The organism is Bacillus sp. NPDC094064 (assembly GCF_050279585.1).
Lineage (GTDB): Bacteria > Bacillota > Bacilli > Bacillales > Bacillaceae_G > Bacillus_A.
In genome coordinates this window covers 245,148-258,509 of the sequence record NZ_JBNNUI010000006.1, presented here as the reverse complement: position 1 = coordinate 258,509, position 13,362 = coordinate 245,148, and the positions used below count along the sequence as shown (strand labels likewise).

11 protein-coding genes are annotated in these 13,362 nt (G+C 37.5%); 1 reads left to right on the top strand and 10 read right to left on the bottom strand.

What is annotated here, in order from left to right:
• Nucleotides 1–385: 385 nt before the first annotated feature.
• The 6 genes from narK to moaA all read right to left on the bottom strand — a co-directional run bounded on the left by narK (nt 386) and on the right by moaA (nt 5,756).
• A complete protein-coding gene (gene narK / locus ACQKNI_RS16000) occupies nt 386–1,555 on the bottom strand; it encodes a nitrate transporter NarK (protein WP_098252299.1) in 1,170 nt (389 codons plus the stop codon).
• A gap of 80 nt (nt 1,556–1,635) precedes the next feature.
• Nucleotides 1,636–1,869 (bottom strand): molybdopterin converting factor subunit 1, encoded by a 234-nt coding sequence (gene moaD / locus ACQKNI_RS15995; RefSeq protein WP_098252298.1) that lies wholly within the window; start codon nt 1,867–1,869, stop codon nt 1,636–1,638.
• Nucleotides 1,866–2,336: a molybdenum cofactor biosynthesis protein MoaE gene (locus tag ACQKNI_RS15990; RefSeq protein ID WP_098252297.1), complete on the bottom strand. Its 471-nt coding sequence runs from the start codon at nt 2,334–2,336 to the stop codon at nt 1,866–1,868. The genes moaD and ACQKNI_RS15990 overlap by 4 nt, the downstream gene beginning before the upstream one ends.
• Nucleotides 2,337–2,379: 43 nt before the next feature.
• Nucleotides 2,380–3,669 (bottom strand): molybdopterin molybdotransferase MoeA, encoded by a 1,290-nt coding sequence (locus ACQKNI_RS15985; protein WP_098252296.1) that lies wholly within the window; start codon nt 3,667–3,669, stop codon nt 2,380–2,382.
• A gap of 42 nt (nt 3,670–3,711) precedes the next feature.
• Nucleotides 3,712–4,725, bottom strand: a complete 1,014-nt coding sequence (locus tag ACQKNI_RS15980) for a molybdopterin-synthase adenylyltransferase MoeB (protein WP_098252295.1) — start codon at nt 4,723–4,725, stop codon at nt 3,712–3,714.
• A gap of 17 nt (nt 4,726–4,742) precedes the next feature.
• Nucleotides 4,743–5,756: a GTP 3',8-cyclase MoaA gene (moaA, locus tag ACQKNI_RS15975; RefSeq protein ID WP_098252294.1), complete on the bottom strand. Its 1,014-nt coding sequence runs from the start codon at nt 5,754–5,756 to the stop codon at nt 4,743–4,745.
• Between the two features lie 278 nt (nt 5,757–6,034).
• Here moaA and ACQKNI_RS15970 point away from each other — a divergent pair, with 278 nt between their 5' ends.
• A complete protein-coding gene (locus ACQKNI_RS15970) occupies nt 6,035–6,727 on the top strand; it encodes a Crp/Fnr family transcriptional regulator (protein WP_098252311.1) in 693 nt (230 codons plus the stop codon).
• Nucleotides 6,728–6,820: 93 nt separating this feature from the next.
• Here the strand turns inward: ACQKNI_RS15970 and narI are convergent, their stop codons facing one another.
• The 4 genes from narI to ACQKNI_RS15950 are packed head-to-tail and all read right to left on the bottom strand — an operon-like array spanning nt 6,821 to nt 13,229.
• The gene (narI, locus tag ACQKNI_RS15965) at nt 6,821–7,510 is read right to left on the bottom strand and encodes a respiratory nitrate reductase subunit gamma (protein ID WP_098252293.1); all 690 of its coding nucleotides are present in this window, start codon (nt 7,508–7,510) and stop codon (nt 6,821–6,823) included.
• Nucleotides 7,511–7,527: 17 nt separating this feature from the next.
• Nucleotides 7,528–8,058, bottom strand: a complete 531-nt coding sequence (narJ, locus tag ACQKNI_RS15960; RefSeq protein ID WP_098252292.1) for a nitrate reductase molybdenum cofactor assembly chaperone — start codon at nt 8,056–8,058, stop codon at nt 7,528–7,530.
• A 19-nt stretch (nt 8,059–8,077) separates the two neighbouring features.
• Nucleotides 8,078–9,553 carry a nitrate reductase subunit beta gene (gene narH / locus ACQKNI_RS15955; RefSeq protein ID WP_098252291.1) on the bottom strand — a complete coding sequence of 492 codons (1,476 nt, stop codon included), beginning with the start codon at nt 9,551–9,553 and terminating at the stop codon, nt 8,078–8,080.
• Entirely contained in the window at nt 9,543–13,229 is a 3,687-nt protein-coding gene (locus ACQKNI_RS15950; RefSeq protein ID WP_170952752.1) for a nitrate reductase subunit alpha, read from the bottom strand. Before ACQKNI_RS15950 ends, narH begins: the two co-directional genes overlap by 11 nt.
• Between the last annotated feature and the right edge of the window lie 133 nt (nt 13,230–13,362).

The following is a 13,362-nucleotide window of genomic DNA, read 5'->3' as shown; positions in this document are numbered from 1 at the left end:
CATTAAACCCTTTACTAAAATGGATGCAACTTTGGACAATTCTATTGCATCAATCTGATAATCTTCTACAACAAAGTTAGGCGGAAACACTCCTTAGTTATCAATAATTAGAAAATTAAAATCGATAATACGAAAATGTACATCTAATATTCTCATATCCCTCCCTTTTCTTTAACATAGCAAATATGACTCTTAAAGAAAATTATAGATTATTTATACAAATTCATAATTTTATCTTATCGACCTAAACTGTATTCTTTCGTTTAAGTGTACTATTTCACAATATCCATTAGCCTTACTAAAGAATTTGGTCATAAAAGAATGTGTTGAAGCCTATTACTAAAAGAACCATCCCAGAATACTTTGGGATGGTTCTTTTTCCTTATTAATGATTCTTTAACATCACTAACAGTTTCTCTTGGCTATACATCCACACAGTAATGATTAAACAAGCAAGTGCGACTTCTGATAATGCCATAAATCCAATTGCATAATGACCTGTTAGTTGGAATAGTAATGTTAAAATTAGCGGCGGGAAGAATCCTCCTAGTCCGCCTAAAGCTGAAACGAGTCCATTTACAATACCAGCTTGTTCTGAGAAATACATTGGAACGAGTTTGAAGATTGTACCATTTCCAATTCCTGCACAAAATGCGACTAGTAGACAACCAAATGTATACACGTTCATGCTAGGCATAAATGATAATATAATACCTGAAAGTGTTAATCCGATAAATACGAAGATTAATATTTTAAATGGATTAAACTTATCACCGAGCCAACCACCAATCGGACGCATAATTGTTGCGAGTACGATGAACCCGGCTGTCCGCATACCTGCATCTACTTTCTCTAATCCGAAGTGAGATACTAAAAAGTTTGGTAAGTATACTGTAAATGCGACAAATGATCCGAATGTTAAAAAGTAAAAGATACATAAAAACCAAAGCTTTTCATTTTTATATACACCTTTTATTTGTTCCATTAATGGTGTGTTCACCTTTTTCTCCTTACGATCGCCTAATAAAAAGTTCATAAGTGCAAACGCTGCAAGTAAAACTAAATAACACTGTACTGTCGTTCTCCAGCCAACTGATGTCGCAATTACAGGTGCTAAAAATGAAGTAATTGCTGTCCCCGCATTACCAACACCGTAAATACCATTTACAAAACCATGACTCTCTTTCGGAAAGTATTTCGGTAAAGAAGTTACCCCTACTGAGAATACCGCCCCACCGATTCCGACGAATAAACCACCAATAATTAAATCCATCATTGAATCGGCAACACTAATATAAAAGACAGGAAATAATAATAGAATAAAACTAATAAAGAATAATTTTCTTGCTCCGAAACGATTTGTCCAATAACCAATCGGAATGCGAAGAACAGAACCTAATATAACCGGTACTGCTGTTACCATAGAAATTTGTCCCGCAGTTAATGGGATATCCACTTTAATATAGGGCATTAATGATGATAAAATAACCCACACCATAAAACCGATAACTAGATTAGAAGTTTGTAAACTTAATTGAAAATTAGGACTTTTCATCCTGTTCCCTCCTATGTATGCATAGTTATATTCATTCCCTCCATCCTAATCACGTCCTTACATGATTAGGATGAAAAGAATCAACCACCACTTACTGGCGGAATCATTGCTACAATATCACCAGTTTGAATGATTTCATCCTCATTTGCATACTCTTCATTTATAGCGACCATTATCTCTCTTGAAATCGCTACGTTGTATTTCTTAATAAGAATTTCCTTTAGTTCAGCAACTGTAATATTTTCACAATCTATATGTAATGCTGGCTTACTTGCTTCTTCTTGTAAATGTGCAAATAATAGTACTTCAATCATATTCTCATCCCCTTTCCAGGCTCACCATTTGCATATGCTATTTTCTCTAACTGATCACCTATCCATGACTCACCATCTTCCCAAAATTCTTTCTTCCAAATCGGAACAACTTGTTTTATGCGTTCCATAATATACTCATTCGCTTCATAAGCTGCTTTCCGGTGTGGTGTAGAAACAGCGACAACAACAGCAAAATCAGAAATTTGTAATGTACCAATGCGATGTGTAATGGCGACATATGTCCCAGGCCACTTCTCTTCTACTTCGGTGCCAATTTTCTCAAGCTGTTTTTCTGCCATTGTTTTATATGCTACATACTCTAAATATAGTGTACGACGTCCTTTCGTAAATTCTCTTACAGTGCCAATGAAAGTAGTAACAGCACCACACTCACGACGAATTACTTTGTTTGTAACTTCTTCAATTGAAATAGGTGTATCAATTACTTCATAATACGTTTGTGTCATTTTGCACCTCTTATCTTTGTATAAGTTAGCAATCTATTTTCTATTATTTATATGATCGAAGCGGTTCATCCCACGGCCACTCACTTCCGGCGTTTGATTCTAATAACAGTACCGAAACAGTGATTCCTGCTTCAAACCCTCTCGTTCCTCCTGGCAAGACGATAAATGCATTTGCTTCTGCAAGTGAAGAAATTGCGCTAGATTTATCTAGACCAACTGGTATAACTTGTAATTGTCCATCTACAATTTCTACTCTCCCTCTTACAAAACGAGTAAACGGATTTGCTTTCGGAAAGTCTTGCTGTAAAATTGCTTCTGCACGATAAATATGTGGATCTTTCCTATGCAAATATATTTGAATGACTGGCCGAACATATAATTCACAACCTACATAACAAGCAGAAGGATTACCAGATAGACCAAATAATAGTTTTCCCTCTAACTCAGCTACAGTTGTCACACTTCCTGGTCGCATCGCAATTTTATTGAAAAGTACATTAGCTTGTAATCTCTCATAAATAGCAGGTAAATAGTCATAGTCTCCTACTGAAACGCCACCAGTTGTAATTAATATATCAACTTCTTTTATCGCTTTTTTTACAGTGTTATAACACGTCTCAAAATCGTCAGCGAATTGTCCGTAATATTGTACAACTCCTCCGGCTCGTTCAATTTGAGCAGCAATCATATAGGAGTTACTATTTCGAATTTTCCCTGGCTTTAAATGTTCATGTACCTCAAGCAGTTCACTTCCTGTCGTCACAATTCCAATAATCGGCTGTTTTACAACATGTACGGAACTATAACCAAACGTAGCAAGAAGTGCTGCAACTCCAGGATTAATGACAGTCCCTTTTTTCACAAGGGTGGTATTTCGTTTTACATCTTCTCCTTTAAAAGAAATGTTATCCCCGGAAGCAAAAGAGCGTTTTAATTTCATAAAAGTCTTTTCGTTTTCTTCAAATCCTTCCGTTAGTTCTAACATAACAACTGCATTACACCCTGCTGGAATTGCCGCACCTGTCATAATACGGACAGTTTGAAATGGTTTCACTTCTTCTGTAAAAACAAAACCTGCTCCGATTTCACCAATCACTTCAAACCGAATTGGGTTACGGCTACTCGCTTCTTTTGTATCTTCTGCTCGAATCGCAAATCCATCGTACGGAGAGCGATCAAAATGCGGGACATCATGATCTGCAACAACATCTTCTCCAAGGATTCTTCCGTAACTGTCTATAAGAGAAACTTTTTCCGTTTCACCCTGATGAGCATATTCCATTACACGTGCAACTGCTTCTGCCACTGGAATTGGTATACGTTTTTCTATCATTCTTTTTCACCTCGTTTTAATAAGGAGCAACTCTCTTTCTGTTCATCCTATATATTTTGCGTATAATCGTTTTGCTATTTTCACATCATTTGTCCCATGAATAAATGCCCTACCATCTGTAAATAAAACGAAACGATATTCATCAATTAGAAATGATAGTAAGTACGGCGTTTTTTGAACATGTACACTTTTTTGTAATCGTTTTTGAATTTCGTTTAAATTTAGAACTCCCTTTATTCCTGGACGGATTTGAACAGTATTCCGCCCGCATAACACTTCAGTTTTCATCTGCGCTTCAAATTTTAGACTTGGATATGTTCGTGATTTCCCACAAGATGGACATGTACTTTTTTTCTGTCTATTTACTTTTAATGAGAGATATTGATTGTTCCAAATATCAAATGATAACATTGTCCCTCTTAGCGACTGATAGTCATCCACCAATATTTTCATCGCCTCTGTTACTTGATGAGCAACAACCATCTGTACAGCTGGCTGAATAATTCCTGCTGTATCGCATGTTGCACCGTTCGTAGGATGATCCATTAGGCAGCGAAAACACGGTGTTTTCCCCGGAATAATTGTATACGTTACACCGTAACTTCCAATGCAACCACCGTATATCCAAGGTATATTTTCTTTTTGTGAAATGTCATTTATAAGTAGGCGCGTATCAAAGTTGTCAGTCGCATCTAATATGAGATCCACTTCTTTTGTTAACTCTTCCATTTCTTGCATTGTAACATCCTCTACAACAGGTACAATTTCTACTTCAGAATTTATCTTTCTTAAATGTTCTGCCGCTGCAATTGCTTTCGGTCTGCACTGCTTTGCATCTTCTTCTGTATATAACTGTTGCCGCTGTAAATTACTCCATTCGACGTAGTCACGATCGGCAATTATCAATTTCCCAATTCCCATCCTAACGAGCGCTTCTGCATTCGCAGCTCCTAGTGCACCCGCACCGATTAGTAGAACATGCTTTTCTCTTATTTTTCTTTGTCCCATTTCACCAATTTCAGAAAACAATATTTGCCTTGAATATCGATCTTGCATAGGGAGTCCTCCTTTCACTATCCTCCAATGTATGACATTTCAACTTTTGGACGCTTATTTGTACTTTCCGCCGTTCTTTCATCTGAATAACGATCTGTTCTATATCGCCATGTATGTTGTAAAATTTTTAATAGTGATGCGTCAGAAATATTTTCTCGAAGAAGCGTACGCAAATCCGCTCCTTTCGTTCCAAATAAGCACGTAAAAAATTTACCGTCTGCCGAAATACGAGCTCTCGTACATGAAGAACAAAATGACTCAGAAACAGAAGTAATAAATCCAACTTCTGCATTACTTCCTACATATCGATACACTTTCGCAACTTCTCCAAAGTAACGAGGCTTAACAGGCTCAATCGGATATACACGATTAATTTTCTCTATTAATTGTTCTTTCGTAATAACTTGTTCAAAATTCCATCCATTCGTACTGCCCACATCCATAAACTCGATAAAACGGAGCTGAATTTTTTGTTCTTTAAAATAACGAGCCATATGAAGTATTTGACTATCATTCATCCCTTTTTTTACGACCATATTTACTTTTACTTCTAATCCAGCAGCCTTTGCTGCTTCTATTCCTTTCAATACAGGTTTTGTACTTACGTTTCGTCCATTAATTTTTTGGAAGACATGATCCTCTATCGCATCTAAACTAATATTTACACGTTTTAATCCCGCTTCTTTTAATAGCTTAGCTTGTTTTGCTAAATGAATACCGTTTGTTGTGAGTCCAATATCCGTTAAACCGTCTAGCTTCGCAAGCCTTGCAATTAACTTCGGTAAATTTTTACGCAGCAAAGGTTCACCACCAGTAAGCCTAATTTTCCCCACTCCCATACTTATGAATAATCTCGCCAATCTTTCTATTTCATCGAACGTTAATAAACACTCTTCCTGTAAAAAAGCGTAATCAGTTCCGAACACTTCAGCAGGCATACAGTATGTGCACCTAAAATTACAACGGTCAATAACTGAAATACGTAAATCTTGAAGTGGCCGTTCTAACGAATCTCTCATCTTCTCGTGCATCTATATCCCTTCTTTTCTACTCAAATCCTTAGTAAGTTTTCAGTTTTGTTATTTGCCTTCATTATAAAAAAGTAGCTACATATTCAATGTGACTTTTCTCACATTACTTTCCCCATTCAAAAATTTTTCACAAATCCGTTCGAATTTTGTTCACATCTCCAGCCCTACTCCGTACGGTCATTGAAATTTCACTTTTTTCCAAAAATATCTCTTGCATTTTCATCATACTTACATTCAAAATAGGAGATATATTGCTTATTAGAAGAAAGGTGATTGCTGTGGCAAACAGTATGACATTATCTCAAGACTTAAAGGAATTACTTGCATCTGTTGAATATAAAATGCAGATTAAAAAAGGAAGTTTTATTTTTCAAGAAGGTATGGAAGCAAAAGAACTCTATATCATCCACTCAGGGAAAGTACAAATTAGTAAACTAAGTGCTGATGGGCAGGAATTAACACTCCGTATTTGTTCGGCATACGACATTATTGGCGAACTAACATTGTTCACGGACAATGCGAAGTATTTATTAAACTCAAAATGCCTTGAAGATGTTGAAGTAGGAGTAATAAAGCGTGAAACCTTAGAAAAAGCATTACTCCAAAAGCCCGCGCTTGTATTTGAATTTATGAAATGGATTAGTGAACATTTAAGAAGAATGCAAACGAAGTTCCGAGATTTAGTATTACACGGCAAAAAAGGTGCCCTGTATTCTACTCTCATTCGAATGACAAATAGTTATGGTGTACTAAAGGAAAATGGGATTCTCATCGATTTACCGTTAACGAATCAAGAACTTGCTAATTTTTGTGCAACTTCACGCGAAAGTGTAAATCGAATGTTAAATGAATTAAAAAAGCAAGGTACAATTTCTATTCATAAAGGAAAAATCACAATCCATGATTTACAATTTTTAAAATGTGAAATTGCTTGTGAAGATTGCTCTGCTTCTGTTTGTAGTATTGATTAGCATTTTATTTAAGTACTTATACCTATAAGGAAAGCCGAGATGTCCAATTAGATCTCGGCTTTTCTTATAAATTACTAAACATGTATAGCAAAACTATTTTTTCAATTCATTTGGAATACGTCTTCTGTAAATTACATAACTACGACTTAAGTATTTAATTGGGGCACTAAATACATGTACCAGTCTTGTAAATGGCCATACTGCGAAAAGCCCCAACCCTGCGAGAATATGAATTTTAAACCAAACTGGTACTTCCGTCATATATTCAACTTTTGGTTGGAAAATAAAGAGACTTCGGAACCAAGGGCCAATCGTTGTACGATAATCAAATCCTTTTGAGTCGATGTTTAAAAATGTTGAGGAAAGTCCTGCCAGCATAACGATAAGTAATAAAATAAGCGCAATATAATCTCCCTTTGTACTCGTTGCAATAATACGTTTTACTGTTACGCGGCGGTATGTTAATATAATTAAACCAACGATAGAAGCAACACCTGCCGGAAGTCCGAAACTAATTGCTACAATATGATACATATGCTCTGTAATACCTATTGAACGGTACACGGACTCTGGAATTAAAATCCCCATAACATGACCACCAATGACGAACATGATCCCAAAGTGGAATAATAGACTTCCGATTCGGAGCATTTTCTTCTCTAATAGTTCACTAGATTTTGATGTCCATCCAAATTGATCATAGTTGTATCTGAAAATATGTCCACCGATAAAAATTGCAAAAATGATATAGGGAAACAACACCCATAGAAATTGATCCATCATTTTGACAACTCTCCTTTCTAATTTGTCTGTACACCCCATGTATCGATAGCGAGGAGAACCGCTGCAAGAATTGGTTCATACATACTATTTGCGTCTTTTAATTGAACGTGTAATGCTTGTATATTTTCCTTGTATTTACTCATAATTGGTTCACTATCTTGCTCATTTGCATTTGCAAAAAACTCGAGTAATAGTGGTAAATAATCTGGTAGTTCTTTATCCGTTACTTCAAAACCAGATGTTTTATAATGCTGTTTTAACTCTAGTAATTCAATACCTCTTTCTCTTTGTTCACCGGTGTTCATATACGTTAAATACATATTAGTCTTTTTACCAAAATCAAATGTATATACGTAACTATCAATAAGTTGATCGTTCGTTTTATCTAGCGCTTGTTTTATAAATGCTGTAAGTGAAGTTTTAACTTCTTCCTGTTCAATCGCTTCAATCTCTTCTTGTAATTCTGTTACAGCTTCTCTCCACCCTAGTTCAGGGTAGGAGAGAAGAAAAGAAGAACAAGAAAAAGCAGTTTGTAAACTTTCTTTCATAATTTTCTGCCCCCTTTATTTAAGAAATCGTCATACAAGAGCCTGGACCACCTGTGAAGGAAAGGCCACAGCTTCCTTGTTCGTTATATAAATCTGCAACTTGTTCGCGGTGAGACGTCGGGATAACGAAGCGATCTTTATATTTTGCGATAGCAAGAAGACGATACATATCTTCTACATCCTGTTTCGTTAAACCAATTTCTTTTAATACTGCTTCATTTGGTTCTTTATTAATTTGCAGTGCTCTCATATGTGTTCGCATGACAGCCATTTTTTTCAATGTAAGACGAATGTGTGATTCATCTCCTGCAGTGAGTAAATTCGCTAAATATTGAATTGGAATACGCATATTATCGATAGCAGGGAAAATCTCTTCCGCTTGCCAGTTACTACCTTTCCCCTCCACCATGTTCATAATTGGGCTAAGCGGCGGGATATACCAAACCATTGGCATTGTACGATACTCTGGATGAAGAGGCAGAGCAATTTTCCAATCGATAATCATTTTATAGATTGGTGATTGTTGTGCCGCTTTAATCCATTCTTCAGGAATGCCTTGTTTTTTCGCTTCAGCCGCTACTTCTGGATCATTTGGATCTAGGAAAACAGTAAGCTGAGATTCATATAAATCTTTTTCATCTTCAGCAGAAGCTGCTTCTTTTACTTTGTCAGCGTCATATAGCATTACCCCAATATATCTGATACGTCCTACACATGTTTCTGAACAAATTGTTGGCATACCAGCTTCAATACGTGGGAAACACATTGTGCATTTTTCAGCTTTATTCGTTTGCCAGTTAAAATACACTTTTTTATATGGACAAGAAGATACGCAGAATCTCCATGCACGACATGCATTTTGATCTACAAGAACAATCCCATCTTCTTCACGTTTATACATCGCACCAGATGGACAAGAAGATACACAAGATGGATTCATACAATGTTCGCATATGCGTGGTAAATACATCATAAAGACATTTTCAAAATCCGTTTTAATTTCTTCTTCCATTTTCTTTACATTCGGATCTTGTAATCCTGTTATATGTCCACCAGCTAAATCATCTTCCCAGTTTGGACCCCATTCAATTTTGTCGATAAATTCGCCTGTAATTGCTGATTTCGGACGAGCAACTGGCTGATGCTTACGCTGCGGACTATTTGTTAACGTTTCATAATCATAGTTCCAAGGTTCAAAGTAATCATCAATTGTTGGTTGATCTGGATTGTGGAAAATATTCATAAGACGCTTCATTTTCGAACCGGATTTCAGCTGAATTTCACCATTTTTCAATTCCCAGCCGCCTTTATATTTCTCCTGATCTTCCCATTGCTTCGGATAACCGATACCAGGTTTCGTTTCTACGTTATTGAAGTACATATATTCAGCACCTGGACGATTTGTCCAGGTGTTTTTGCATGTTACGCTACAAGTATGGCAGCCGATGCATTTATCTAGGTTCATTACCATTCCGACTTGCGCTTTAATCTTCAAGCCAATCTACCTCCTTCAGTTTGCGAATTACAACGTTTAAGTCGCGCTGGTTCCCAGTTGGACCATAATAGTTAAATCCATAACTTAATTGACCATACCCACCAATCATATGTGTCGGTTTCACGTGAATTCGAGTTGGACTATTATGCGTTCCCCCGCGGTTACTTGTTAATTTCGTACCAGGTACGTTAATGTGACGATCTTGCGCATGGTGCATAAATGCCATTCCTCTCGGTATACGGTGCGTTACAACAGCACGTGCTACAACAACACCGTTACGGTTAAAGCACTCGATCCAATCATTATCTGCAACGCCAGCTTCTGCAGCGTCCTCTTTATTCATCCAAACAGTTGGACCACCTCTAAACAGCGTTAACATCGGTAATGAATCGAAATACATACTATGAATCGACCACTTATTATGCGGTGTTAAATAGTTTAGTGTAATCTCTTTCCCTTCTACTTCGGGCCGTGATTTACGGAACGGTTTATGTTGCAGAATTGGTTTAAATGTTGCCATCGTTTCACCAAATTCTTTCATCATGTCATGATCTAAGTAGAAAGATTGTCGACCAGTTATCGTTCTCCAAGGGATAAGACGTTCAACATTTGTTGTAAATGGTGAGTAACGGCGTCCACCTTTTTCAGAACCCGTAAAAGCAGGAGAAGTAATTACCGTTTTCGGCTGTGCGGTAATTTGTTCAAATGTGAAGCATTCTTCTTCACGTTCTTCTGCTAAATCACGTAGTTTTAAATCTGTTTGTTTTTCAAGTGCTTCCCATGCTTTTACAGCCATATGACCGTTAGTTGTAGAAGAAAGTGTTAATACCGCCTCAGCAGCATTAATTGCTTCTTTTATATCTGGGCACCCTTTCGCAATAGAATCCGTTCGTACAACTCCTAATCGACTCTTTAATTGCTCATATTCTTTTTCTGCAGACCAAGAAATCCCTTTCGTACCAATCGGTTGCTTTCCGGTATTTGGTCCTAGCGCAGTCATTTTGTCATAAATCGTTTTATAATCCCTTTCGACAACATGAATTTGTGGCATCGTTTTACCTGGGATTGGTTCACACTCGCCTTTGCTCCAATCTTTAATCTTGCCAAGTGGTTGTGCTAATTCTTGCGGTGTATCGTGAAGAAGTGGTGTTGCAACGACTTCTTTCATTGGCTCAAGATCGATTTTCTTCGCTAAATCTGACACAGCCTTAGAAAGAGCGGTGAAAATATCCCAGTCAGAGCGTGCTTCCCACGGTGAACCGATTGCTGGATTAAATGGATGCACAAATGGATGCATATCTGTACTACTTAAATCGTGCTTTTCATACCAAGTTGAAGCAGGTAAGACGATATCAGAATAAAGCGCTGTTCCAGCCATACGGAAATCTAAATTAATGAGTAAATCTAACTTCCCTTCTGGTGCTTCTTCATGCCACTTAATTTCTTCTGGTCGTAATGAATCACTATCATCATTCATTAATCCGTTTGTTGTACCTAATAAATATTTTAAAAAATATTCGTGACCTTTACCGGAACTTGAAATTAAATTTGCACGCCATACGAATAAGTTGCGTGGGAAGTTGTTTTTATTATCAGGATCTTCAATCGCAAATTTCAGTTCTTTTTCTTTTAATTTTTGTGCAACGTATTTTCCGATTTCTTCTTGCGTTGTTGCACCAGAAGCAACAGCCTCTTTATATAATTCAATTCCATTTTTCTCGAATGTTGGATATGAAGGCAACCAGCCAAGTCGTGCCGCCAATACATTGTAATCACCGTGATGTTGATAACGAGAGTTGCCCTCAATCGGTGATGCTAAATGCCCGACAGGTGTATCTTCATAGCGCCATTGATCTGTTACGAAATAGAAGAAAGATGTACCGTTTTGTAATTTTGGTGGCCCTTGCCAATCTTTTGCCATCGCGATTGTTTGCCAGCCTTCTGCTGGTCGTAATTTTTCTTGACCAACATAATGTGCCCAACCGCCGCCGTTTACACCTTGTGCTCCAACGAGAAGTACAAGATTTAATACTGCGCGATAAATCGTATCAGAGTTAAACCAGTGGTTAATACCGGCTCCGACAATAATCATCGAACGACCATTTGTATCAACAGCATTTTGTGCGAACTCACGAGCAATTTGAATAATAAGCTCTCGCTTCACTCCCGTCATTTTCTCTTGCCAGGCAGGTGTAAACGGTACGTCATCATTGAAATCTTTCGGTTCTTGTCCCCCGAGCCCTCGGTTCACGCCGTAATTTGCTAATGTTAAGTCGTATACAGTTGTAACGAACACTTCGCCTTCTTCTGTCATAACTTTTTTCACTGGAATTGTACGTTCTAATATTGTATTTCCATCATCAGAGAAATACGGAATTTGTACTGTTCCAACAGCATCTTCCATTCCAAGTAAAGAAAGACGTGGATCAATCTTTTCACCTGTTTGTTCATCTTCTAAACGTAAGTTCCATTTCTTTTCGTTATCCCAACGTGATCCCATTGTGCCGTGAGGTGTTGCAAAATCATTCGTGTTCTCGTTCCAAAGAACAGGCTTCCATTCTCCTAACTTCGTTTCGCGTCCGATATCAGAAGCATTTAAAAATCGATCCGCAACGAATTGATCTCCTTTTTGTTTCAATGTGACGAAGAAAGGAAAATCAGTATATTGCTTCGCATACTTTGTGAAATATTCCACTTGATTATCTACGTAAAATTCTTGTAAGATTACGTGCCCCATTGCCATCGCAAGTGCACCATCTGTACCTTGTTTCACACTAATCCATTCATCCGCAAACTTTGTAGATTCAGCGAAGTCAGGACTGACAGAAACGACTTTCGTTCCTTTATATCGAACCTCTGCTAAAAAGTGAGCATCTGGCGTTCTCGTCATCGGTACATTTGAACCCCACGTCATAATGTAACCAGAGTTATACCAATCACTACTTTCTGGTACATCTGTTTGATCGCCCCAAATTTGCGGCGAAGCTGGTGGTAAATCTGCGTACCAATCATAAAAACTAAGCATCGGTCCACCCATAAGTTGCATAAAGCGACTACCAGCTGCATGACTTAACATCGACATAGCTGGAATTGGTGAAAAACCAACATTTCGGTCTGGACCGTATTTCATTACTGTATAAAGTAATGAAGCAGAAACGAGTTGTAATACTTCATCCCAATTCGCACGAATGAATCCCCCTTTACCACGCGCCTGCTTATACTTACGTGCTTTTTCAGGGTTTTCCACAATGCTTTTCCAAGCATCTAATGGTGACTCATTATTTTGTAGTTCCTCTTGCCACATATTCCAAAGAACACCACGTACATACGGATATTTCACACGAAGCGGACTATAAATGTACCATGAAAAACTCGCTCCACGTGGACATCCTCGTGGTTCAAAATCAGGCATATCCGGACCTGTAGTCGGATAGTTCAGCTCCTGCCCTTCCCAAGTTACAATTCCATCTTTCACATATATATTCCAGCTACATGAACCAGTACAGTTCACACCATGTGTAGAACGAATTACTTTATCATGCTGCCAACGCTTTCTGTACACATTCTCCCATTCACGATCTTCATACGTTTCTTGTGTATGGTTATCGTTATAACGATCTATTGGTGAAAAATATTTTAAACGTCTCATTAGTGCTGAAGGTTTCTTCTTCATCATGTTCACTCCTTTAATACGTCTCTCTTTCATACCCTTACTATAAGAGAGGCTGTAAAATACAGATGTGACATTTCGCACAGTTCAAGAGATTGTCAAAAATTCTTGAGAAAATATGAAAATGTGAAAATCAAAT